Annotated in this window: 24 protein-coding genes; 13 read left to right on the forward strand and 11 right to left on the reverse strand. The window is 54.6% G+C overall.

Annotated features, from left to right (window positions below):
* Window positions 1-109 precede the first annotated feature (109 nt).
* Together HFD94_RS04985 and HFD94_RS04990 are read left to right on the forward strand one after the other, a co-directional pair.
* Entirely contained in the window at window positions 110-766 is a 657-nt protein-coding gene (locus HFD94_RS04985; protein ID WP_064691398.1) for a tellurite resistance TerB family protein, read from the forward strand.
* A 126-nt stretch (window positions 767-892) separates the two neighbouring features.
* The gene (locus HFD94_RS04990; protein WP_033779005.1) at window positions 893-2,956 is read left to right on the forward strand and encodes a prolyl oligopeptidase family serine peptidase; all 2,064 of its coding nucleotides are present in this window, start codon (window positions 893-895) and stop codon (window positions 2,954-2,956) included.
* Here HFD94_RS04990 and exoX read toward each other — a convergent pair.
* Window positions 2,950-3,621, reverse strand: a complete 672-nt coding sequence (exoX, locus tag HFD94_RS04995) for an exodeoxyribonuclease X (protein WP_181955263.1) — start codon at window positions 3,619-3,621, stop codon at window positions 2,950-2,952. The genes HFD94_RS04990 and exoX overlap by 7 nt on opposite strands.
* Entirely contained in the window at window positions 3,618-3,851 is a 234-nt protein-coding gene (locus tag HFD94_RS05000) for a DNA polymerase III subunit theta (protein ID WP_010258692.1), read from the reverse strand. The genes exoX and HFD94_RS05000 overlap by 4 nt, the downstream gene beginning before the upstream one ends.
* A gap of 151 nt (window positions 3,852-4,002) precedes the next feature.
* Here HFD94_RS05000 and copC point away from each other — a divergent pair, with 151 nt between their 5' ends.
* The 7 genes from copC to HFD94_RS05035 all read left to right on the forward strand — a co-directional run bounded on the left by copC (window position 4,003) and on the right by HFD94_RS05035 (window position 9,453).
* Window positions 4,003-4,380 (forward strand): copper homeostasis periplasmic binding protein CopC, encoded by a 378-nt coding sequence (copC, locus tag HFD94_RS05005; protein ID WP_033769230.1) that lies wholly within the window; start codon window positions 4,003-4,005, stop codon window positions 4,378-4,380.
* A 5-nt stretch (window positions 4,381-4,385) separates the two neighbouring features.
* A complete protein-coding gene (gene copD / locus HFD94_RS05010; protein ID WP_029519716.1) occupies window positions 4,386-5,261 on the forward strand; it encodes a copper homeostasis membrane protein CopD in 876 nt (291 codons plus the stop codon).
* Window positions 5,262-5,289: 28 nt separating this feature from the next.
* The gene (locus HFD94_RS05015) at window positions 5,290-5,637 is read left to right on the forward strand and encodes a YebY family protein (protein WP_010670792.1); all 348 of its coding nucleotides are present in this window, start codon (window positions 5,290-5,292) and stop codon (window positions 5,635-5,637) included.
* A 936-nt stretch (window positions 5,638-6,573) separates the two neighbouring features.
* Window positions 6,574-7,071: a hypothetical protein gene (locus HFD94_RS05020; RefSeq protein ID WP_243234769.1), complete on the forward strand. Its 498-nt coding sequence runs from the start codon at window positions 6,574-6,576 to the stop codon at window positions 7,069-7,071.
* Between the two features lie 17 nt (window positions 7,072-7,088).
* The gene (locus HFD94_RS05025) at window positions 7,089-7,529 is read left to right on the forward strand and encodes a hypothetical protein (RefSeq protein WP_061901373.1); all 441 of its coding nucleotides are present in this window, start codon (window positions 7,089-7,091) and stop codon (window positions 7,527-7,529) included.
* A 551-nt stretch (window positions 7,530-8,080) separates the two neighbouring features.
* Window positions 8,081-9,103 carry an alcohol dehydrogenase AdhP gene (gene adhP, locus HFD94_RS05030; RefSeq protein WP_010258714.1) on the forward strand — a complete coding sequence of 341 codons (1,023 nt, stop codon included), beginning with the start codon at window positions 8,081-8,083 and terminating at the stop codon, window positions 9,101-9,103.
* Window positions 9,104-9,315: 212 nt separating this feature from the next.
* A complete protein-coding gene (locus tag HFD94_RS05035; RefSeq protein ID WP_010258717.1) occupies window positions 9,316-9,453 on the forward strand; it encodes a hypothetical protein in 138 nt (45 codons plus the stop codon).
* Between the two features lie 97 nt (window positions 9,454-9,550).
* Here the strand turns inward: HFD94_RS05035 and HFD94_RS05040 are convergent, their stop codons facing one another.
* The 8 genes from HFD94_RS05040 to betI form a co-directional block, all read right to left on the reverse strand.
* Window positions 9,551-9,736, reverse strand: a complete 186-nt coding sequence (locus HFD94_RS05040) for a hypothetical protein (protein WP_010258724.1) — start codon at window positions 9,734-9,736, stop codon at window positions 9,551-9,553.
* Window positions 9,737-9,838: 102 nt separating this feature from the next.
* Window positions 9,839-10,099 (reverse strand): hypothetical protein, encoded by a 261-nt coding sequence (locus HFD94_RS05045; RefSeq protein WP_010258727.1) that lies wholly within the window; start codon window positions 10,097-10,099, stop codon window positions 9,839-9,841.
* Between the two features lie 181 nt (window positions 10,100-10,280).
* Window positions 10,281-11,423 (reverse strand): acyltransferase, encoded by a 1,143-nt coding sequence (locus tag HFD94_RS05050; protein WP_010258734.1) that lies wholly within the window; start codon window positions 11,421-11,423, stop codon window positions 10,281-10,283.
* 200 nt (window positions 11,424-11,623) lie between these two features.
* On the reverse strand, window positions 11,624-11,953 hold the full coding sequence (gene mdtI / locus HFD94_RS05055; protein WP_010258739.1) for a multidrug/spermidine efflux SMR transporter subunit MdtI: 330 nt from the start codon (window positions 11,951-11,953) through the stop codon (window positions 11,624-11,626).
* Window positions 11,940-12,290, reverse strand: coding sequence for a multidrug/spermidine efflux SMR transporter subunit MdtJ (gene mdtJ / locus HFD94_RS05060; RefSeq protein ID WP_010258741.1), 351 nt, complete (start codon window positions 12,288-12,290; stop codon window positions 11,940-11,942). Before mdtJ ends, mdtI begins: the two co-directional genes overlap by 14 nt.
* Window positions 12,291-12,719: 429 nt before the next feature.
* Window positions 12,720-14,402, reverse strand: coding sequence for a choline dehydrogenase (gene betA / locus HFD94_RS05065; RefSeq protein ID WP_010258743.1), 1,683 nt, complete (start codon window positions 14,400-14,402; stop codon window positions 12,720-12,722).
* A 23-nt stretch (window positions 14,403-14,425) separates the two neighbouring features.
* A complete protein-coding gene (gene betB / locus HFD94_RS05070; RefSeq protein WP_010258746.1) occupies window positions 14,426-15,898 on the reverse strand; it encodes a betaine-aldehyde dehydrogenase in 1,473 nt (490 codons plus the stop codon).
* 14 nt (window positions 15,899-15,912) lie between these two features.
* Window positions 15,913-16,506, reverse strand: coding sequence for a transcriptional regulator BetI (betI, locus tag HFD94_RS05075; RefSeq protein WP_010258750.1), 594 nt, complete (start codon window positions 16,504-16,506; stop codon window positions 15,913-15,915).
* A gap of 255 nt (window positions 16,507-16,761) precedes the next feature.
* Between betI and HFD94_RS05080 the strand changes: the two genes are divergently transcribed.
* From HFD94_RS05080 to HFD94_RS05095, 4 genes are all read left to right on the forward strand, one after another.
* Window positions 16,762-18,792 carry a choline transporter gene (locus HFD94_RS05080; protein WP_010258753.1) on the forward strand — a complete coding sequence of 677 codons (2,031 nt, stop codon included), beginning with the start codon at window positions 16,762-16,764 and terminating at the stop codon, window positions 18,790-18,792.
* 141 nt (window positions 18,793-18,933) lie between these two features.
* On the forward strand, window positions 18,934-20,283 hold the full coding sequence (locus HFD94_RS05085; RefSeq protein ID WP_167423287.1) for an MFS transporter: 1,350 nt from the start codon (window positions 18,934-18,936) through the stop codon (window positions 20,281-20,283).
* A 147-nt stretch (window positions 20,284-20,430) separates the two neighbouring features.
* A complete protein-coding gene (locus HFD94_RS05090; RefSeq protein WP_132499946.1) occupies window positions 20,431-20,643 on the forward strand; it encodes a DUF1272 domain-containing protein in 213 nt (70 codons plus the stop codon).
* Between the two features lie 297 nt (window positions 20,644-20,940).
* The gene (locus tag HFD94_RS05095; RefSeq protein WP_167432852.1) at window positions 20,941-21,588 is read left to right on the forward strand and encodes a metallophosphoesterase; all 648 of its coding nucleotides are present in this window, start codon (window positions 20,941-20,943) and stop codon (window positions 21,586-21,588) included.
* A gap of 1 nt (window position 21,589) precedes the next feature.
* On the opposite strand, the gene rsmF is transcribed toward HFD94_RS05095, so the two are convergent.
* On the reverse strand, window positions 21,590-23,017 hold the full coding sequence (gene rsmF, locus HFD94_RS05100; protein ID WP_207712416.1) for a 16S rRNA (cytosine(1407)-C(5))-methyltransferase RsmF: 1,428 nt from the start codon (window positions 23,015-23,017) through the stop codon (window positions 21,590-21,592).
* Between the last annotated feature and the right edge of the window lie 147 nt (window positions 23,018-23,164).

Genomic DNA, 23,164 nt, shown 5'->3' on the forward strand with positions numbered 1-23,164 from the left:
TCATCTTTCGTCCATCTGGCACGACCTTTTGCCTTACTTTTCCCGCTCTGACGTTTCCTGACATCCTTTTCGTCAGGATAGCGAACTGACATCTTAAAAGGAGTGGATGATGAATAACTGGTTGCAACAAATTCAGTCGGTACTGACGAAGAAGGGCGGTGAGGGCAAATCGGGCGGCGGCTTAAGCGACATGCTGGCGCCGGGTGCGCTGGGCGGCCTGGCCGGTATGCTGATTGCCAGTAAATCGTCGCGAAAACTGCTGACAAAATATGGCGGCAAGGCGCTGATTATCGGTGGCGGTGCGGCTGCGGGCGCGGTGTTATGGAACAAATACAAGCAGCGGGTCAGCGAAGCGCACCAGAATGAACCTGACTTTGGCGTGGCGCAGACGCCGGTTAACCTGCGGGCTGAACGTCTGGTGACGGCGCTGGTGTTTGCCGCCAAAAGCGACGGGCACATTGACGATCAGGAACGGGCAGCCATTGAGCAGAATATTCATCAGTCCGGTTACGGTCAGGAAGCGGAACAGCTGATCCAGAAAGCGATGAACCGCCCGCTGGATCCGCAGTGGCTGGCCGTCGATGTGAAAAACGAGGAAGAGGCGCTGGAGCTCTACTTCCTGAGCTGTGCCGCCATCGACGTTGATCACTTCATGGAGCGCAGCTATCTCTCCGCGCTGGGCGACGCGCTGAAAATCCCCCAGGATGTCCGCGACGGCATCCAGCAGGATCTTGAGGCTGAGAAAGCCCGTTTACCCGCCAGTTAATCCCTCTGATATTCCGTTGGCGGGTCACAGGATGTGATCCGCCAGCGACTGCTTCTCAACCTATACCTGGCTTCCCGCTGCTGAAGTGTTACGCTTACAGATCATTACGTTCACGGAGACGGATGGATGAAAGCACCCATCGCAAAAAAAATACCCCACGAGATGACGCTGCACGGCGAGACGCGCGTTGACGACTACTACTGGCTGCGCGACGACAAGCGCGAAAACAGCGAGGTCCTTGATTACCTGCGTGCCGAAAACAACTACGGCAAAAAAATCATGTCGTCACAGCAGCCACTGCAGGACCGGGTATTAAAAGAGATTATCGATCGGCTGCCGCCTGAAGATCACTCAGTGCCCTATGTGAAAAATGGCTACCGTTATCAGAGCCGCTACCAGAGCGGTAACGAATACCCGGCCTATTACCGCCAGCCCGCCGCGAGCGATGAGTCTGGCGAATGGAGCCTGCTGCTGGATGCCAACCAGCGCGCCTCGCACAGTGATTTCTATACCATGGGCGCGCTGCATATCAGTCCGGATAACCGGGTCATGGCGCTGGCTGAAGATTTCCTGTCTCGCCGGCAATATGGTATCCGCTTCCGTAACCTGGAGAGTGGCAGCTGGTACCCTGAAGTGCTGAGCAACGCCTCTTCCAGCTTCGCGTGGGGTAATGACTCGCGCACCCTCTACTATGTGCGAAAACACCCGCAGACGCTGCTTTCTTATCAGGTATGGCGACACGAACTGGGCACGCCGCAGTTCGACGACAAGCTGGTCTATGAAGAGCAGGATGACACTTATCATCTCAGCGTACATAAGACCACCTCCAAGCAGTTCATCATGATTGCCCTCTACAGCACCAACACCAGCGAAATTCAGCTGATTGATGCGAACTTCCCCGACGCGCAGCCGCATGTGTTTTTGCCACGCCGCCGCGATCATGAGTACAGCATCGACCACTACGATCATCAGTTCTTCATTCGATCCAACCGGGAAGGCGAAAACTTCGGGCTTTACCGCAGCCGCTATCTGGACGAGTCACGCTGGGAAACCCTGATCCCGGCACGTGAACAGGTAGTGATGGAAGATTTTCAGCTGTTTCGGGACTGGCTGGTGGTCGAGGAGCGCCAGCGCGGCTTAACCAGCCTGCGGCAGATCAACTGGGCCAGCGGTGAAACCAGCGGCATCGCCTTTGACGACCCGACCTATGTGACCTGGCTGGCCTACAATCCGACGCCGCGTACCAGCAAACTGCGCTACGGCTATTCATCGATGACCACGCCGACCACGCTGTTTGAACTGGATATGGATACTGGCGAACGCCGCATCCTCAAGCAGAGCGCGGTGAAAGGCTTTAACGCGGAAGATTACAAAAGCGAACATCACTGGATCAAAGTCAGCGATGGCACCGAAGTGCCGGTATCGCTGGTCTATCACCGCAAACATTATCAGCCCGGGCAGAATCCGATGCTGGTCTATGGCTACGGTGCCTACGGCAGCAGCATGGATGCCGACTTCAGCGTCAGCCGCCTGAGCCTGCTGGATCGCGGATTTGTCTATGCGCTGATACAGGTGCGCGGCGGCGGTGAGCTGGGGCAGCAATGGTATGACGGCGGTCGCCTGCTGAACAAAATGAACAGCTTCACCGATTTTATCGATGTCACTAACGCGCTGGTGGCGCGTGGCATCGGACACCCGGAACGACTCTATGCCATGGGCGGTAGCGCGGGTGGCTTGCTCATGGGCGGAGTAATTAACCTGGCACCGCAGCGGTTCCACGGCGTGGTTGCCCAGGTGCCGTTTGTGGATGTGGTGACCACGATGCTGGATGAGTCGATTCCGCTGACCACCGGCGAGTATGACGAGTGGGGCAACCCCAACGATCCTGAGTACTACCGTTATATCCGCCAGTACAGCCCTTATGACAACATCGAGGCGAAAGCCTATCCCCACCTGCTGGTCACCACCGGCCTGCACGATTCGCAGGTGCAGTACTGGGAACCGGCCAAGTGGGTGGCGAAGCTGAGATCGATGAAAACCGACAATAACCTGCTGCTGCTTTGCACCGACATGGATGCGGGGCACGGCGGCAAGTCGGGGCGCTACAAAGCCTATGAAGGGATCGCGATGGAATACACCTTCCTGCTGGGTCTGGCGCAGGGCACCTTACCGCCAGCTCAGGATTACTGAGATTCGGTCAGGTACTTACGCAGCGCCTGCCGCAATGGCGGGCGCAGATCGCTGACGTTATCCAGCATCCACTTCAGATAGCCCGGATCCTTGCGCGCAACCACCGCGATCGCCTGGCCGCGGTATTTGCCAAAGGGAAGAACGTCGTCGCGCTGGGCCGCCGGTTGTGACCGCACAATCATCTCGGAGGCACTCCAGCCGGAGATCTCCATAATACGAATCAGCAGTGCTGCCGTAACATAGCAGTCATAGAGCGCGCGGTGTGCATGCAGGTCGGCGGGCGGCGTGACATCCAGTTTCAGCGAATGACGCAGTGCCTGGTTGCCATATTTAATGCCCGGCCAGAGCTGACGCGCCAGCTGCATGGTGCAGATCCACTCTCCGTACATTTCCGGCAGCATCCGGCGATCAAAACTGGCGTTATGCGCCACGTAAAAAGCACTGCCGTGATAGCGTGGGATCGCCTCTTCAATGGTCGGCTTACCGGCGACCATCGCTTCGGTGATGCGATGCACGGCCATCGCCTGACGGCTGATAGGGCGGTCGGGCAGGGTGAGATCGCTCATCGGATTCACAATCTGGCCGTTGACCACATCCACGGACGCCACTTCGACCACGCCACCCTGCAGACCGCAGGTTTCGGTATCAATAACGCGAAATATCATTGCTTCATCTTCGGTTCATAAGGAAGGCGCGACAGGCTGAGCGACGCCTGGCGGTAGTGCATCAGACGCTGACGAAACCAGTCACGCAGCGCTTCGGGCTGCTCCTGCGCCACCATTTCGGCGACGATCGGCATGTTATAGCGCTCTTTAAACGCCACACCTGCTGCCGCCAAATCGACATTAATCTTGTCTTTCTCTTCCTGGGACAGCAGGGCAAGGTTATGGCTCATAATATTCTCCTGACGATAGCGGGCAAAAGTAATGTTTTCGGCGGTCTGAATCAAGGATAAAGGATCGCATCGCTGGCCTCGACAGTGCAAATACAGCAGCGTATCCTTTTGCCACGTTTATCGCCCTGGCGGCGGTTAAAAGGATGATCTTATGCATAAAAAACTGATTTCCCGCATGGTTATTGCGCTGGCGGCAGCCGGACTGATGACATTCAGCTCGCTGGCAGCGGCGCATGCGCATCTCCAGTCTTCTATCCCGGCGGCCAAAGCGCAGGTAACGACATCCACCGATGCGCTGACGCTGAACTTCAGTGAAGATATTGAAGCGGCATTCAGCGGCGTTACGCTGCTGGATAGTGAACAGAAGCCTGTCGCCACCGCTAAAGCCCGCGTTGAATCTGGCCAGAAAAACCGGCTGATTGTGGGCCTGTCTCAGCCGCTGCAAGCGGGCAGCTATCAGGTTAACTGGCATGTGCTGTCGGTGGATGGACATAAAACCGCAGGAAGCTATCGCTTTAGCGTGAAGTAACCCCGGTGACCACCCTCTGGATCCTGTTGCGTGCGCTGCATTTTGCCGCCGTGATGCTGCTGACCGGCAGCGCCTGTTACAGTGCACTGTTGGCACCCGGACGCTATAGACCCCTGCTGGCGCGACGATTAAACCCGCTGGTGAAAGGGAGCGCCTGGCTGGCGCTGCTGAGTGCACTGGCGATGCTGGCCTGCCAGAATGTGTTGATGAGCGGCGATAGCGCCAATCTGGCCGATGTCCATATCTGGCTGGCGGTGATTGGCACGCACTTCGGTGGCGTGTGGCTGTGGGAAATCCTGTTTAGCCTGCTGGCCGTTGCCGGTTTGTTATTGACCGGACGGCTGAGTCAGCAGGTGTTACTGCTGGCGGGCGTGCTGCAACTGGCCTGCATGGCTCTGATTGGTCATGCCGCGATGCGCGATGGCTGGCCGGGATTGTTTCAGCAGCTCAATCATGCACTGCATCTGATTGCCGCGGCGTTCTGGACGGGCGGATTACTGCCTCTGTTGCTGTTGATGCGGGAGGCGCGCCAGATCGATCGCCGCACTGACGCTATCCGCACCATGATGCGCTTTTCGCGCTATGGTCATCTGGCGGTGGCGTTAACGCTGCTGAGCGGCCTGATAAACAGCGTGATGATCGCGGGCTGGCCGCTGACGTGGCACGATTCACGCTACATTGTATTGTTGCTGTGTAAAGTGCTGCTGGTTGCCCTGATGGTGCTTGTGGCGCTGATTAACCGATACTGGCTGGTGCCGCGATTCCGCCTGGCGGGCAGCGGGACGCAGCAAAAATTTATTCGCATGACGCAGCTTGAACTGCTGCTGGCGTGCGGAGTGGTTGGGCTGGTCAGCGTATTTGCCACGCTGTCGCCAGCCTGAATGTGGTTTAAGAGAGAAAAGGGTAGTTATGTTGCTGAAGAAAGTGATCCCCGCAATCCTGTTGTTATCCGTATGCGGCCAGGCGCTGGCGGCACAAATCATTACCGTCAGCCGCTTTGAGATCGGTAAAGAGAAGTGGCCGTTTAACCGTGAAGAGGTGATGCTGACCTGTGAGAAAGATGGTGCGATGTTTGCCATCAATCCGAGCACGCTGATGACATACCCCCTGAACGATATCGCCGACACACTGTTCAAAAACAAACAGGTGAAAGCGCAGCCGATCAGCGTGATCCAGGCCGAAGACAAAGCGCATCCGGGCCAGATGATGAGTCTGCAGCCGATTGTTGAGCGCACCCAGGCGCTGTGCGGTAAATAAACCTGTCGGGTGCAGCATCGCGCTGCGCCCAACCCCTCTTTTTTGCCGTTGCGATCACAAACTGATCCGGTTTATGCCCCTGCGGCTCCCGTTTGCTGGCAATTCCACCGCGCTGTTCTAATGTTAAATGGCAAGGCGACATCGCCTTCATAAATGCCAACTTTTAGCGCACGGCTCCTTGAGAGCCATTTCCCTGGACCGAATATAGGAATCGTATTCGGTCTTTTTTTGTTCTATGATTTATAAAGATTTTTCTGTGACTTTTACGAAATATCCCGAAATCACACTATTCAATCTATGCCATCACATATTCCTGATCGCTTGAATCACGATTGTTTTTTCTTCATAGAAAAGTTTTTTATGGTCGAATGGCCTTTACAAAAAACTTCTTCGCTTCTCACATCAAATAGTCGAATTTCAGCGCGTCTCATCTCATGAAAATTCAGCAGGTCTGGCCCAATCTTAATACCTCTCATTTCGCGCGCTTCGACTAATACTCTCATTAATGCATCTGGGGCGTTACGTTGGATCAAGTCTTCATGACAAACATGCCGTTATTGATTTCGATAATGCAGACACAGTGACGTTAATCATTCATCCGATGTCCACTGAGTGAAGGTATGCTAGGGGACACAGCTCGTGCCGAGGGATTCACGTATTTATAGTTCTCTGACGGACGGATAGGCAAATTTCGGAGAGTGATCGTTTTATCTTAGTGTGGCACTATAATGCAGCCATTATCATGAACGAGGGATTGAGAATGATATCAGGAACAGCAGCAAAACAGGAACCTGGACGTTACTACACATTTGAGTCGAGATTGCCTCAGGGCGTTTTTTTGAGATTCGCCCCAGCCATTTGCCAGGAAATGCAAAGCCCGTAACAGATGAAACCAGCGGTATGTGTATCGGTTACTCGGTCGCACAGGCTCCGGGTTTGTGGCAGATTTATGACGTTCAGGGGCATTTTGTCAGGCTGGAAGAAGCGCCACTTGAAACACCCCTGATTGATCCCACGGATATTGCCCTGTTTGGCCTAGGTATTTTTCGTATCCTTCGTACAGGGCGGGTACTATTTGAAGCTGGCTCACGTGCGGCAATCTCAGCAAAAATTAGTCAGGGTACGGTATCTATTTTGCGTGGGCGGCTGAAATTCGGGCTACATGCGCGCAAACTTAAAATGACGCAAACAGCCGCAAGCCATATGTACGAACCCGCTCGATATGTTCCTTTGCAAATTCAGGAAAGGGCTATTCGTTATGGCAAGCGAATGCCAGATCCTCGTGAAGGTAAGGGAATGTTCCGATACGAAACGGAAATTTATAAGCTGCGCTTCGATAAGCAGCTTCAAGAGTATGTCTATCAGAAGTACAAATTTGAGGTGATTATCAGAGAATCGGACTGGACAATATCTCATTTTCAATATTTTCATTAATTAACAGGAACATTTCCATGTTTGATATCAGGAGTGAAGAATTTACTTTCGCAATCGCACCTTTTGAACGCATAGTGGATAACGAAGCCGATCCTGTTAACCATCACTGGGATTGGATACAGTCCTGGATAGAATTCTCTGTAAGCGGCCTGAAGGTGGCATTTAAGACTGAGTTCACTGTTGGAGAGTTGAAAATGTTGAAAAAAGAATTTTCAGCTTTTCATCAGGCGATAATTGCTCAGCAAAAGTTAAAGTCGTTTAAATATCAGAGCGATATTCATCAGCTTGATATGATACTGACAAATGAAAATACTATTGATAGTGTAACTATTGATTTTATCCTCCGACCGGAACCCCATGCCGACAGCGTTCAGGTTAAAGGCAGCTTTGGCCTTAATGAAAGCTATTTCCCTGACATTTTGAAGAGGCTGGATGAAATGATTCAATGGCAGAATTAAAGATTTCGCCATTGAAAATTTTTACTGAAAAATTCGGGCGTAGAATGGATTTTAATTCAGTATTTTTCGTACATGCTATATTCGACGCGGCAGTATCAGCACCTGTACTGCCAATCAGGGGAAAATTGCTGATGCTCTATATGGGATTCTGAATAAATGAAGCGTGCTATTTTATGGCTGATTCAGTCATTTTTCTATTTAGTTCCTTCTGCAGTTATTGTGGCTGGCGTGTATATCTTCATCTGCTTTGTTCCGCAGTATGCAGCACTTCTTAGTTTTGCATGGGTTATTGTAGTTTCTTATGTGTATATTAAATTTAACCGATGGTGTTGATAAAATCCTGACATATTAGTGAGCTTAAAATTTGGGTTGAAAAGCGAACGCAAAATAACCCTATTAGCTTAAGGTGCCCGGTCTCCATCCCAAAAACCCACTCCACTCTGCAACAACAGAAACAACCCTGCCAGCCTCGCACCCAAAGCTTACCTGTCATCTTGTCATCACCGCGGTTTGGCTTATCCTTAAAGCTTCAATCAAAAGGAGCATCGTTTATGAAAGCGGCAATTGCTAACAGTGAACACAAGGTTGAAGTGGTTGAGAAGACGCTGCGTCCTCTCAAAACGGGCGAAGCACGGCTCAGGATGGAATGCTGTGGCGTATGCCATACCGATCTGCATGTGAAGAACGGGGATTTCGGTGATAAAACCGGCGTGACGCTGGGTCATGAAGGTATCGGTATTGTTGAGGAAGTCGCGCCAGATGTGACCTCACTTAAGCCAGGCGATCGTGCCAGCGTGGCATGGTTCTTTAAGGGCTGCGGGCACTGCCAATACTGCAACTCCGGTAACGAAACGCTCTGCAGAGAGGTCGTTAATGCCGGTTATACCGTCGATGGCGGTATGGCTGAAGAGTGTATCGTCGTTGCAGACTATTCGGTCAAAGTCCCCGACGGGCTTGATCCTTACGCCGCCAGTAGTGTCACCTGCGCCGGTGTCACCACCTATAAAGCGGTGAAAGTGTCCGAGGTAAAACCGGGTCAGTGGCTGGCGATTTACGGTCTTGGCGGGCTGGGAAACCTCGCTCTGCAGTATGCGAAAAATGTCTTTAACGCCAAAGTGATCGCGGTTGATGTGAGCGATGGGCAACTGGCACTGGCGAAAGAGATGGGTGCCGACCTGGTCGTAAACTCGGCCAGCGAAGATGCGGCTCGCTTTATTCAGGAGCAAACCGGTGGGGCGCATGCGGCTGTGGTAACGGCGGTTGCCAAAGCAGCGTTTAACTCTGCTGTCGATGCGGTCAGGGCCGGTGGTCGGGTGGTGGCTGTCGGACTGCCGCCGGAAGCGATGAGCCTGAATATTCCGCGTCTGGTGCTCGATGGCATTCAGGTAGTAGGATCGCTGGTCGGGACGCGTAACGATCTGGCGGAAGCTTTCCAGTTTGCGGCAGAAGGGAAGGTGGTGCCGAAGGTGACCAAAAGGAAGATTGGTGAGGTCAATGCCATCTTCGATGAGATGATTCAGGGCAAGATCCGCGGCAGGATGGTAATCGACTTTAGCGGTCAGTCTGCTGAATAATCCGTGCCAATAATCGCAGAAGCCCGCGCCGTGCGGGCTTTTTAATGCCTGTAAGGCCAGTTCCCTCCCGCTGAATGCGTAAAGCACATTCCGTTAAAGCATTAATAAGCGCGGCTTTATGTTTCATGATGTGATTTTCACTTGAACTTTACCGGTAACATTATAGTTTATGGGGTGAAGTCTGATTACACACATCTGAAGGAGGGTTATATATGGCTAAGCATCACTTACTCAAATCCATTGAAATTGCAGCGATTGTGCTGTTTGTCCTGATACTGGCGTATCTGGCGGTTACCGGTCTGCTGTCATCAACTGGCGTTGATCACGCCTGGCCGTATCCCAGTAAGTAATTGAGTGCCGCACCAGGGAAATTATAAATAATATAAATAGATAACCGATCCTGATACAGGACATAAAAAACCCCGCAATCGCGAGGTTAATCAGAGTCTACACCAGGCTCACCGAAAGCAGAGTCAGCTCTTCGGTTTCCAGCGACAGGCTTTTTTTGGTTTCGAACATAAAGGCTTCCAGCGCCTCCTCGACATCGTCGCCCTCGATAAAGGCGTGAGTCGTGACATGATTTTCACCTTTGGGCTTAATCACGTAAGAAACAAACCACTTCTTCTTTTGCATAATGCTTATCCTCTTCTGAATAGGTAAATGCCGCACACCGGCAATACTGAGCTTTCCCGCCAGCAGTTCAGCGGAACATGTACGGGTTCGGTCTGACAAAGACTAATCGAGCGGGGCCGGATGCAGCAGGTCGATCACGTCGTCAATTTCATTACTGGCCGCATGACGATCAAGGGCAACCGCATAGTAGCGTCCCTTGCAGTAGTGCTTTGTTACCGCCACCCGATGGCCGGTATCGCTGTCAGCTTCACCGCCGGTCAGGGTCTGCAGGTGGGGCGGGATAACCAGCTCACTTTCGAGTTGTTCTGCTTCAATGATCACTGCGCCACCGTCGGTGGATAGCAGCAGATGCTGAATGCTCATGTTCTCTCCTCTGAGTCAGATTGCTAACCGGCAAAGTGTAGTTCACCTCAGCGGGTGTGCTGGCGACGGGCTTAATCAATGCCTGAGCAGGCTCGTTATCACAGCCAATTGCGCTTTTCCTGGCAAAAAAAAAGCCCCGGAGTCAGGGGCTTTTAAGAAAGGGATGGCCTGCGTTAAAAACTCAGCTGGTCTGATCGGCCAGCTTCGGCTTCAGCACGCGCTTACCAATCTGAATGCCGGGCTTCTCAACATACTTATAGAGTAAAGAGGCCAGCGCATAGGTCACCGGGATGGCAGAGACGCAGACAATCAGGAAGCGCATCATGTCGCTCTTAAACTCAATGTCGGTGTGATTGAGCAGCAGTGCGATCAGCGGGATTACAATCAGCAGATGCAGCAGGTAGACAGAAAACGACACGTCGCCCAGCCAGGTGCTGAGACGGTTGTTCAGCAGCTTACGCGGCAGAGCAATCAGCGTTGCCATCAGGCTGCCCTGCGGGTATTGCCACAGAATCGCCGTCATACCGACGATCATCAGCGCCTCCATAATCACCTGCAGCTTAATCGCGCCCAGGCCCATCGCCACGCTGGCGACCGGGCCGAGCAGCGCAAAAGCGACGTAGAGCAGGGATTTACGGCGAATCGCCTCGGCCAGCAGCATCCCCGACAGGAACATATTCAGCTTTATCAGGATCATTGAAGGCATCTCAAACGCCTCATAATAATCTGCCAGCACATACCGGCCAGCGCAGCAGAGCGCCATGATGCCAATCAGCGAGGCGGCATAACCAAAGCGCAGCGTCACCAGCATGATGAACGGGAACAGCAGATAGAACTGCATCTCCAGCCCGATGCTCCAGTCAGGCAGCACGGTATTAAAACCATATTCGGGCAGCAGGCCGAACAGGAAACTGAAGTGGGTCAGGATGTTTGCCAGCGACTGGTCGTTGTAACGCGACGACTCAGTGGCGGTGCCGGAATAGAAATGAGCAATGGTGTCACGCATCTCGCCAAACCACGGGCCATAAATCAGGGCGATGATTAACAGCAGATAGTAGAGCGGGGCGATGCGGAAGAAGCGCCGGATCCAGAACTTCTTGATGGTCTCTGTGCTCTGCCACGGCTCTTTCTGCTGACGCTCGACGTAGTTTTTCGCCATCAGATAACCCGATAACAGAATAAACAGATCGACCCCGATGCCAGGGGATGAAATAAGCGTGATATGGCAATGAACCAGTAAGCTGATATGGCCAACTAATACCCAGAGAGAAGCGATGCCGCGTAATCCCTCCAGCTCCGTAGACCAACCTCGTGTTGCAGACATAACTATTCCTCGTTTTTATCCGACCTTCGGCGCTCACTAAGCCTCAAGGCAACAGATATGTAAACGGGCCTTTACAAAAGTAAGAAGATTCCGAGCACAGGTAAGTGGGGGAAATCAACCCAAACAGGGCGGGAAAGCACAGGAAGTTAAGGGCGTGCAGTGGCACACCCTTAATCAATATCACTGATTGAAATGGTGGATCAGGCCAGTTTTAACAGGATCATACCGGCCAGCAACAGGGTCAGGCCGGCCCAGCCTTTGCGGTTCAGCCGCTGGCCAAACAACACCCATCCGGCCGCGACAGTGGCGATAATCCCAAAACCGCCCCAGACCGCATAGGCGATCGAGAGATCGATACCTTTGACCGCCTGAGCGAGTGCGCTGAACGCGAGCAGGACACAGCAAAGTGAAAGCAGACCGTACAGCGGTTTCTTAAACCCATCAGAATATTTAAGGAATATGTTAGCGGCAATCTCCAGCACGATAGCCAGCGCCAGCCAGGACGCATGAACAAGATCAGCGATGAGCATGATTAACCTCCGCTGATGATTGGGTGCCGGTTTTGATCAACACAATTCCGACGATCAGCGTCACCAGCCCACAGATTTTCAGCGCTGACAGCGTTTCACCAAAGAGCTGCACGCTGAATAACGTAATCAGCATGATGCCGATACCTTCCCACAGCGCATAAGCCACGCCCAGGGCGATACGTTTAATGGCGAAACTCAGCAGAATATAAGAACAGGCAATCATGCCCAGCATCATCAGGTAGCCGGAATGGCTGCCATTGAGGCTGGACCATTTCATAAAAAGGGTACCAATAATTTCAGTAACAATAGCGAGTGATAATAAAACCCAGGCGCGCATGGGTGCTCTCCAGCAACGATAAAGGACGACCTGCAACAACGCACAATGTGCGGGCAGACTCAGAACAGTTCGAAGTGGTGAGGGGACTACAGGGCGTTACGCCAGTGCTGATCGGCGGCGTTCCAGCCAGAAAGGCAAGAGGGGGAATGCAGGGGGTTTGACATGAACATTCTGCTCATAAAATTTACAACACATCCACATTGTTGCTTCTCATCAGTGGACGGATAGTGCCTCCGGTTAAATAGACGCTGGATTTATAGCATTCTGCACATCACCAAATCAACAGCAGATGCTGCTTTGTTTGATGTCTGTTAAGGTTTGATGATTTGAAAAGGGTGAAGTGTGGAAAAGGATGTGTGGTAAACCGTAATGAAAAAAATAGCCGGGCAACAGAAGTGCCCGGCTATTATTAAGTGACGCTGTCACGTATCATTCAGCGCGCTGCGGAACCGTGCGAACGGGCGCATCACCCGCAACATAGTAAGCGGCGGTGCTGCGCGGCAACGGATCGCGCCCACGAATCTTATCGGCAATCTTCTCGCCAATCATGATAGTGGTGGCGTTCAGGTTACCGGTGATGATCAGCGGCATAATCGACGCATCGACCACGCGTAAGCCTTCCAGTCCATGCACACGACCTTCGCCATCAACGACGGACATCGGGTCGTTACCCATCTTACAGGTGCCGCACGGGTGATAAGCGGTTTCGCCGTGGTTACGCACGAACTCATCCAGCTGCTCATCTGTCTGGCAATCCAGTCCCGGACTGATTTCACGGCCACGGTACTTATCCAGTGCTGGCTGATTGATGATCTGGCGCGTGATGCGAATCGCATCGCGGAACTCATGCCAGTCCTGCTCATGCGACATGTAGTTAAACAGAATGGCCGGATGACGACGCGGATCGCGTGACTTCAGGCGTACATGACCGCGGCTTGGAGAACGCATCGAGCCAACGTGACACTGGAAGCCGTGGGCATCAACCGCGTTGGAACCGTTGTAGTTAATCGCCACCGGCAGGAAGTGATACTGAATGTTCGGCCAGCTGAACTCTTCGCGGCTGCGGATAAAGCCACCCGCTTCAAACTGGTTGCTGGCACCAATACCGGTGCCGTTAAACATCCACTCTGCACCGATTTTCGGCTGATTCCACCACTTCAGAGCCGGATAGATTGAGACCGGTTCTTTACACTCATACTGAAGATACATCTCCAGATGGTCCTGCAGGTTTTCACCCACGCCCGGCAGGTCGTGAACCAGCGGGATGTCGAACTGTTTCAGCAGCTCAGGAGAACCCACGCCAGAACGCTGCAGGATCTGCGGCGAGGCGATAGCGCCGGCACACAGCAGCACTTCACGGCGCGCGGTCACTTTGTTGATGGTGTTGCTGTCGCCCTGCAGGTACTCCACGCCGACCGCACGCTTGCCATCGAAGATGATGCGATCGGTGGTGGCGTGCGTGATGATCTTCAGGTTGGCGCGGCCTTTGGCCATATCGAGATAGCCACGCGCGGTGCTGGAGCGACGACCGTTTGGTGTGACGGTACGATCCATCGGACCGAAACCTTCCTGCTGATAGCCATTAAGGTCGTCAGTGCGCGGATAACCCGCCTGTACGCCCGCCTCAATCATCGCTTCAAACAGCACGTTATTGCCCGCTTTAGGCGTTGCAACGCACACCGGGCCGTCGCCGCCGTGGAAATCGTTCGGGCCGATATCGCGGGTTTCCGCTTTACGGTAGTAGGGCAGGCAGTCCAGATAGCTCCAGTTCTCCAGTCCAGGTTCGCTGGCCCAGTTATCGAGATCCATCGCGTTACCGCGGATATAACACATGCCGTTAATCAGTGATGAACCGCCCAGACCTTTGCCGCGACCACACTCCATGCGGCGATTGTTCATGTAAGGCTCTGGCTCGGTTTCATAAGCCCAGTTATAGCGTTTTCCCTGTAACGGGAAGGCGAGGGCCGCAGGCATCTGAGTGCGAAAATCAAAGCGGTAATCCGGGCCGCCCGCTTCCAGCAACAGGACGCTCACGTTGCTCTCTTCGGTCAGACGGGTAGCCAGAACGTTTCCTGCGGATCCGGCTCCAATAATAATGTAATCAAATTCCATTCATCGTTCCTCAGGTTAAGTGATTAAAAGACTGACTGAAAACGCGTCAGCTCAACCTGCACTGACTTCACCTGGGTGTAGCTCTGCAGCGTCATCAGGCCATTCTCACGGCCAATGCCGGAGTGCTTGTAACCCCCCACTGGCATCTCTGCGGCTGATTCGCCCCAGGTATTAATCCAGCAGATTCCTGCTTCGATCTGATGAATCACGCGGTGCGCCTTATTGAGATCCTGCGTCACCAGCCCGGCGGCCAGACCAAATTCGGTGTCGTTGGCGCGGCGGATCACTTCTTCTTCACTTTCGTAGCTCAGGATCGACATGACCGGTCCGAAGATCTCTTCACGCACAATCTTCATCTCATCACGGCAGTCGGTGAACACGGTTGGTGCAACCCATGCACCCTGGTCGAAATCGCCACCGGTCAGACGTTTGCCGCCGCACAGTACGCGTGCGCCTTCAGCGATGCCGGATTCGATATAACGCATCACATTGTCGCGATGGCTGAAGCTGACCAGCGGACCAAAGTTGGTCGCCGGGTCACGCAGATCGCCTGCCTGAATGCGGGCAACGCGTTCGCTGATTTTTGCCTCGAATGCGGCCTGCAGTTTTGCAGGAATAAAGACGCGGGTGCCGTTGGTGCAGACCTGACCGGAGCTGTAGAAGTTCGCCATCATGGCGATGTCGGCGGCCAGATCGAGATCGGCATCGTCAAAGATGATCAGCGGTGATTTACCGCCCAGTTCCATGGTGACCTCTTTCAGCGTTGAACCTGCTGCATTGGCCATCACTTTTTTGCCGCTGACGACGCCACCAGTGAAGGAGACTTTGTCGATGCCAGGATGCTCAGTGAGCAACTGACCGGTGACTGAACCGATGCCCGGCAGCACGTTGAACACGCCATCCGGCAGGCCCGCTTCGGTGTAAATTTCCGCCAGCTTCAGGGCAGTAAGCGGGGTCATTTCACTCGGTTTGAAAATCATCGCGTTACCCGCTGCCAGCGCGGGCGCGGATTTCCACAGGGCGATCTGAATCGGGTAGTTCCAGGCACCGATACCAGCTACCACGCCCAGCGGTTCGCGACGGGTGTAAACAAAGGAGGTTTCACGCAGTGGGATCTGCTGACCTTCCAGCGCCGGAACCAGACCGGCGTAATACTCCAGCACGTCTGCGCCGGTGACAATATCGACCGCTGAGGTTTCGCTGTAAGGCTTACCGGTATCGAGCATTTCCAGCTCTGCCAGCTCATCATTACGCTCACGCAGAATATCGACGGCGCGACGCAGGATGCGCGAGCGCTCCATGGCGGTCATCGCGGCCCAGACTTTCTGGCCTTTTCTGGCGGCAGCAACGGCGCGATTGACATCTTCCTGGCCGGCGGCATGAACCTCTGCCAGCACTTCGCCGTTGACCGGGTTAATCGTCTGGAACGTTTCGCCAGACGTTGCGGCAACATAAGCGCCATCGATGTAGAGTTTCTGCTCGGTGAATCGGGACATGTTTTCTCCTTCCGTTATTCGTGCTCGCCAGCCAGTTGCTGACGGATGAATTGGGTGGTCAGTGTGAGGGCGATGACCGGGTTAAATGGCTTACCGCTCAGCGCGGCGCGCAGCCACAGACCATCTATCAGGGCAGCCAGCCCATGTGCGGCCAGACGTGCCTTCTCCAGCGGCAGTTCACGCCGGAATTCGACCACCAGCGTTGAGTAGAGCCGCCGGCTGCTGACCCGCTCCAGGCGATTAAGCTGGGGCTGATGCATGCTGCTCGACCAGAAGTCGAGCCAGGCTTTCATCACTGCCGTGTGCACCTGGGTATCATCAAAATTACCCTCAACGATGGCACACAACCGCTGTTCTGCAGAGGCACCGGCCAGCGGTTCTAACCGCGACAGTACCGCCTCCCGCAGTTGACGCGTCACATCACGCATCGTGGCTTCCAGTAAGCCGTTCTTATCCTTGAAATAGTGACTGATGATGCCGGTGGATACCCCCGCCCGACGGGCGATCTGGGCGATAGTGGCATCATTAATCCCCACTTCATTAATCGTGCTCAGGGTCGCATCAATCAGTTGCCGACGACGTATCGGCTGCATCCCTACCTTTGGCATAGCTCCAGCTCCACCCTCAAATCGAGCCCCTATTTAAACTTTTTTTGATTGCACGTTCAATATAAAAAGAAACTTTGTTAGGATGCTGTTCTTTAAATGTAGCGAAAGCGAAACGGCAATGAGTGCTAAAATAGGCTGGTATGCCTGAGCGATTAACAGGAAGTGACAGAACGAAACAGGGCCGCACGGCCGGAAAGCCGTGGACGGCAAGACTTATCCATTGCGTATTTTCAGGACATTAACCAGAGGTAACCGATGAATAATCCACCTGCCGGTGAAAAAGACAGACTCAATCCCGTTGTATTTTATACCTCTGCCGGATTGATTCTGACGTTTTCACTTGTGACGATTCTCTACAGTGAACTGGCCGCGAGCTGGATCCTCAAGGCGGTAAACTGGGTTTCCGCCACCTTCGGCTGGTACTACATGCTGGCTGCCACGCTCTATATTGTTTTTGTGTTGTATATGGCCTGCTCACGCTTTGGTTCGATCAAGCTCGGGCCTGAGCACTCCAAACCCGAGTTCAGCGTCCTTAGCTGGTCTGCCATGCTGTTCGCCGCCGGCATCGGCATCGACCTGATGTTCTTCTCGGTCGCCGAGCCGGTGACGCAGTATATGCAGCCGCCGGAGGGGGCAGGGCAGACGATGGAAGCGGCCCGCCAGGCGATGGTCTGGACGCTGTTCCACTACGGACTGACCGGCTGGTCAATGTATGCGTTGATGGGCATCGCGCTAGGCTACTTCAGCTATCGCTATAACCTGCCGCTCACCATCCGTTCCGCGCTCTATCCTATCTTTGGTAAACGCATCTATGGCCCGATTGGCCACACCGTAGATATCGCCGCCGTGGTCGGCACCATCTTTGGTATCGCCACCACGCTCGGCATCGGGGTCGTGCAGCTTAACTATGGCCTCAAAGTGCTGTTTGATATCCCGGAAGGCCTGACCGCGCAGGCCGCGCTGATTGTCCTCTCCGTGGTGATCGCCACCATTTCTGTCACGTCGGGCGTCGATAAAGGGATCCGTATTCTCTCTGAGCTGAACGTGGTGATGGCGCTGGGCCTGATTCTGTTTGTGCTGTTCTTCGGCAACACCGAGTTCCTGCTGAATGCGCTGGTGCTGAACGTCGGGGATTACATCAATCGCTTCATGGGCATGACGCTCAATACCTTTGCCTTTGATCGTCCGACCCAGTGGATGAACAGCTGGACGCTCTTCTTCTGGGCGTGGTGGGTGGCCTGGTCGCCATTTGTCGGCCTGTTCCTGGCGCGTATCTCACGCGGTCGTACCATCCGTGAGTTCGTGCTGGGCACGCTGATTATTCCGTTCACCTTTACGCTGTTGTGGCTGTCAGTGTTCGGTAATGCCGCGCTGTATCAGATCATCCACGGCAATACGGAGTTTGCGCAGGAAGTGATGAACCATGCGGAGCGCGGCTTCTACAGCCTGCTGGCGCAGTATCCGGCGTTTAAACTCAGCGCCTCGGTTGCGACGATCACCGGTATGCTGTTCTACGTCACCTCGGCGGATTCCGGCTCGCTGGTGCTGGGTAACTTCACCTCGCGACTGAAAGATATCAACAGTGATGCACCGAACTGGCTGCGTATCTTCTGGTCTGTGGCGATTGGGGTACTGACCCTGAGCATGCTGATGACCAACGGTATCACTGCCTTGCAGAACACCACGGTGATCATGGGGCTGCCGTTCAGCTTTGTTATCTTCTTTGTCATGGCGGGGCTGTTTAAATCCCTTAAGATTGAAGATCACCGTCGGGCCAGCGCCACGCGCGACACCGCGCCCTATCTGGCTCATGCGACCGATCGCCTGACCTGGAAGAAGCGTCTGTCGCGCCTGATGAACTACCCAGGCTCGCGTTATACCCAGCAGATGATGGAAAAAACCATCTATCCGGCGATGCAGGAAGTGGCGAAAGAGCTGGAGCTGCGGGATGGCCGGGTCACGCTGGAGAGTGTTGAGGCGGATGAAAGCAACCCGATTGGCTATCTGGATCTGCGCGTCCATCTGGGCGAGGAGCAGGACTTTATCTATCAGGTCTGGCCGCAGCAATATTCGATTCCGGGCTTTACCTATCGCGCCCGCAGCGGTAAGTCGACCTACTACCGGCTGGAAACCTTCCTGATGGAGGGCAGCCAGGGTAACGACTTAATGGATTACAGCAAAGAGCAGGTGATCATCGACATACTGGATCAGTATGAGCGACACCTGAACTTCATCCATCTCAACCGTGAAGCGCCGGGCAGCAACATCAGCTTCCCAAGCGCTTAAATCAGGGCCCGTCAGTGAGCAATTGCTGGCGGGCTTTTTTTTCGCTACCGTCGTCATGAACAATACCGCTTCACCTGCCGAAATCGACTATCTTTAGGGCTTTGCTGGCCTGATGCCTGAAAAGCGTAGACAGGGAGTCATATGGGAAAAATATTCAGTACGTTTCTGCCGCTCTATACCACTACGCTTCTGATGCTGCTGGGTTCCGGTTTACTGACTACCTACGTTTCGTTGCGGCTGGCCAGTGAGCAGGTTAATGGTGCGCTGATCGGCGCGATTATCGCGGCCAACTATATCGGGCTGGTGATTGGCGGCAAAGTGGGGCACAACCTGATTGCCCGCGTCGGCCATATCCGTGCCTACGTGGCCTGTGCCGGGATCATTACCGCCTCGGTTGTAGGTCACGGGCTGACGGACTTTATTCCGCTGTGGGTCTTTCTGCGTCTGATTATCGGGCTCTGCATGATGTGCCAGTACATGGTGCTGGAGAGCTGGCTCAACGATCAGGCGGAATCTTCCCAGCGCGGCATGATTTTCGGCCTCTATATGGTCGCCACCTACCTTGGACTCAGTGGCGGACAGGTGATACTGAGCCTGCAATCGGGGTTTGGGGTGAGCACGCTGCTGATTGTGGCGCTCTGTTTCGCGCTCTGTCTGGTGCCGATTGCACTGACCACCCGCACTCACGTCCGGCCCATGACACCGGCGCCGATGGAGCTGGGCTATTTTATCCGCACTATTCCCAAACTGCTCGGCACCACCCTGGTGACCGGCATGGCCATTGGCGCGTTCTATGGCCTGGCACCGGTTTATGGCAGCAGTAAAGGCTTCACCACCAGCCAGACCGGTTATTTTATGAGTCTCACGATTTTTGCCGGGCTGGTGTCGCAGTTTCCGCTAAGCTGGCTCTCTGACCGCTACGACCGCCAGCGGCTGTTATTCATTATTGCCATGCTCTTTGCCGTGGCCTGCGTGCCGCTGGTGGTGCTGCCGCATCTGACCTTCCACTGGATGATTGGTATCGCCTTTGCCGCCAGCATGATGCAGTTTGCGCTCTATCCATTGCAGGTGGCGCTGGCCAACGATCAGGTCGCCGCCGATCGTCGTGTCTCGTTAACCGCCTGTCTGCTGATGGCGTTTGGTATTGGCGCCAGTATCGGCCCGCTGGTGGTCGGTGCGCTGATGCAGCCGCTGGGCAGTAATATGCTCTATCTCTTCTTTATGCTCTGTGCGCTGGTGATTGGCGGACTGAGTTATGTGCGTGCGCCGGGTCCGCTTCCGACGACCGAAGTACCGTTGCCGCATGTGGTGATGCCTGACAGTCTGGCGACCTCGCCACTGGGTGCCGCGCTGATCCCGACGCTGGAAGAGGAGGTGATTCATGCGTCGATGGGCGGTCAGGAGCCGGAAGAGGAGAGTGCTGAGTTCGATGACACAGCTGACGAAGAGGATTTGCCCGATGACCTTCCTGATGATCAGCGGCACAAATAGCAGCGACAAAGCAGGATGCCACTCGCCGCTGGCTGTACCGTTAAAGCAGGATGTCCGGATCTGACACACTCTTGTCCGGTTGCTGGCTCGACATTGGGGTCAGCAACCGCGAAGCTGGCGCATACCGCTTTTTTAAGGAGTCACACCATGCTGGAACTTCGCCCCAATTGTGAACGCTGCGACGTTGATCTGCCGCCATCTTCTCTGTCGGCACGCATCTGCTCGTTTGAATGCACGTTCTGCGCTGACTGTGCTGAGCATCTCACTCATCTTTGCCCCAACTGCGGCGGTGAGCTGGTGCGCCGCCCGGTGCGTCCGGCAGAGAAACTGCAGAAATATCCTGCTAAAATGCGTAGCTGATCCCAAATGACTACAGATATGGTGGGGGCAGAATAGCCTGTCGCGCCTGATCGCTTTATGATGTATTTCGTCCCTGACAGAGCTACCACCTTAACTGAGTGCCGGAGATAAGCGCCGGGAGGGACGCACCTTTCACCTCTCTTTAATCGCTTCGCCCGGCCTCCTTGCTCCCTTGCTCCCTTGCACCCTTTCAGCCAGCCTCATTTGCATTCTGCTTTCCAGCGCGTCATGCAAGTACAGTGTCGGCCCTGACTATACTCTGAAGATGTTTTCAGCAGACAAAGGCCGGGTGTAGCGATGTATTACCAATCCCTGAATGGCGCAGCGTGGCGACGGATCTGGGTGGTCGGCGATCTGCATGGCTGCCGCTGCGAACTGGATGCGCTGTTGCAGCAGCATCAGTTTGACCCGCAGCAGGACTTACTGATTTCGGTGGGTGACATCATCGATCGCGGTCCCGACAGCCTGGGTTGTCTGGCGCTGCTGGAGGAGCCCTGGTTTCGCTGCGTGCGGGGGAATCATGAGGAGATGGCGCTTTCAGCACTACAGGGGCAGGAAATGGCGCTCTGGCAGATGAACGGTGGCGACTGGTTCTTTCGGCTGCGTGGTGCAGCGTTGATTGCGGCGCGTCACGCCTTGCAGCGTTGCCGTGAGCTGCCGCTGATTCTCCATCTGCAACTCGAAGAGCGAATTATTGTGATTGCTCATGCTGATTATCCGGCCCGGGAATATGCGTTGAATAAGCCACTCGACTGGCAGCAGGTGGTCTGGAGCCGTCAGCGGCTGGAGGCGATGGAGTCAGGCGAACGGGCGGGCATCCGTGGCGCAGACGCCTTTTACTTCGGACACACGCCGCTGAAACGGTCGCTGACGGTTGCCAATCTGCATTACATCGATACCGGCGCAGTGTTTGGCAATCATCTGACGATGCTGCAAATAAAGTGACTCAGCGGAACAGGCGTCCATCGCGCACCAGCTCCCGCGGATAGCTGTTCTTGATACGGCTGCCGACTTTTTTAGCCAGCCCCAGCGGCTGCTGCTGATAAGTGACAATCATCTCATTACGGGTAGGTTCCGTTTCCGGGTAGATATCCCGGCCGCGATACCACTCTTCCGCCTCTGCTGCGGTGAGCTCAAAAGTCTGCGCCGCATCCGGTTTTGCCAGCGCAATTACCGCTTCATGCTGCCAGCGATAGCCTTTAGCAAAGGTTTCTGCCAGCTTCAGGCCGATGCGCGAGAACCGCACTTTACCCAGCAGCGGGGTGACGGCCTTCGGGAACAGCCAGATCTCTTTATCACGCTGCCACAGCTCCAGCGACGCATCCCATTTAAGAGAGACAGCGGCGGCGGCCTGGGCTATCTCACTTTCCAGCTTGCGGCTGAGGTGGGAGAAGGGCAGTTTACCCACTTTGTAGCCCGGCAGCGGTAAGGGCTCGACCGACGCGGTTTTACACAGCCGCGCAACGAAAAAGCCTTCGCTGTCGAACATCTGCGGGAAGACATGCAGATAGCCCTCGGGCGTCGCGGCCTGTCCGGCACCCTCAAACAGCCCATCGAGCGCTACGACCTCAACAGCGTCCGGATAGCGCTCCAGCAGCCAGGCAATGACCTGCTGATTCTCAATCTGATTCAGGGTGCAGGTGGAGTAAACCAGCGTGCCGCCGGGTTTGAGGGCGTGGAAGGCACTGTCGAGCAGATCGCGCTGGGTCGATGCGATCTCATGCGTACTTGCCAGCGACCAGTTTTTCAGCGCATCAGCATCTTTGCGAATCACCCCTTCGCCTGAGCAGGGAGCGTCGAGCAGGATGGCGTCGAACTGTTCCGGCAGGGCTGGCCCGAAGACCCGTGCGTCAAAGTGCGTTAAGGCACTGTTGCTGACGCCGCAGCGGCTGATATTGGCGTGCAATACTTTTACCCGGCTGGAGGAGAATTCGTTAGCCAGGATAACGCCCTGATTGCCCATCCGCGCAGCAATCTGGGTCGTTTTAGAACCCGGTGCCGCCGCCATATCCATCACGGCGCTGACCTCTGGCTGAGCGTCAAACAGGGCAGTGACCGGCAGCATGGAGCTGGCCTCCTGAATGTAGAACAGGCCACTGAGATGCTCAGCCACGCTGCCCAGCGGCAGGCTCTCATCTTCCCGACTGATCCAGAATCCCTCTTCGCACCACGGCACCGGCGTCAGCTTCCAGTCATAATTAGCCGTCTGACTCAGAAAGTCAGCCACGCTGATCTTCAGGGTATTGACGCGAATACTGCGGCGCAGGGGTTGCTGACTGTAGGCAATAAATTGCGCGAGGCTCGCCTCATCGGGCAGGCTCTGGCGAATTAACGAGAGAAAATCGGCGGGGAAAAGCGAAGAAGCATCTGACACGGGCACATTCCAGTTAAGACAAAGGCGGCAGTGTATCATGAGGAAAGGAAACGGGCAGCCAGGCTGCCCGTTTGAGGGAGTGAATAAGGCGTATGTTCCCTGATCCGGTGCTGACTTTAAACGCCTAAAAGGGCAGAACAGTCTGCC

Origin of the sequence: Pantoea sp. EKM20T, assembly GCF_011800485.1 — a bacterium.
GTDB classification, from domain to species: Bacteria; Pseudomonadota; Gammaproteobacteria; order Enterobacterales; family Enterobacteriaceae; genus Pantoea; species Pantoea agglomerans.